We start from the raw sequence: 783 nt of genomic DNA, 5'->3' as shown, positions 1-783 counted from the left end.
GCCCCCAACCATGCCATTGCTTTGAGTTGCTCGTCGCGAGCGGTCGTCAGGTCGCTCAGGTGGTAGTGAAAGGTTGGTGTGTAGCGCTGAAGGGCGGCGGGGAGATCGAAGAGGGCGTGAAAGTCGGTCGAGACCGTCCAGCGTTGCGTGCCATGGTAGACCACAATGGGCACGATGGGGGCGAGCGGGCGCTGCTGGCGCTGCATACTATCCCACGTTTGCACCATGTAGCGCAACACCTGCAGCGGGGTCAGGTGGTCTACCGAGCTCTTATGCTCAAAGAGGATACAGACAAAGGCATGCGTGTCAGTCCCGTGCAGGGGTACTGCAAAGAGCAGATCGGAGAAGTGTTCTTTTCCTTGACCGGCTGGATGTGCGCCAGATCGAAGAGCGCCGTCACCTCAGCGGGTAGAAACTCGCGCAGAAAGCGTGCCACTGCGCCGGGTTGGCTAAAGGTGGCCTTGAAGAACTTGTCGTGCGGGTTGGTGAGATCGGTCATGGCGGCTATTCTACATGCTTTCCGGCGGCTGCGATGTGATGCACCGTTTAGCATCAAGAGCTAAACTTGTCATGATCAGATCTTCATGTGCAAACTGTAGCCAACGCTCAGCCTCGCTCATACAAAACCCTGCCCTTCGCCACAATCTCATCACGCACAAAGGCCCGTTCTTGAGCAAGTTGCGTAAACTCGGCTGGCGTATAGACAAAGATGTCTAACCCTACTTGGGGCCGCAAGAGGCGGATGAGCCTCTTGCTACGATCGAGAAAGCGTTCTTGTGTCTC

At 56.7% G+C, this 783-nt stretch carries 1 pseudogene; it reads right to left on the bottom strand.

The features are described from left to right. A pseudogene (locus CJ255_RS22180) lies at nucleotides 1-499 on the bottom strand (Rpn family recombination-promoting nuclease/putative transposase); the annotation flags it as partial. Nucleotides 500-783: the final 284 nt, after the last annotated feature.

The sequence above is a fragment of the Candidatus Viridilinea mediisalina genome (assembly GCF_002532535.1).
In the GTDB taxonomy this organism is placed as follows: domain Bacteria; phylum Chloroflexota; class Chloroflexia; order Chloroflexales; family Chloroflexaceae; genus Viridilinea; species Viridilinea mediisalina.
Note: the sequence above shows the minus strand (reverse complement) of the source record. Positions and strands in the feature narration are given on the sequence as shown.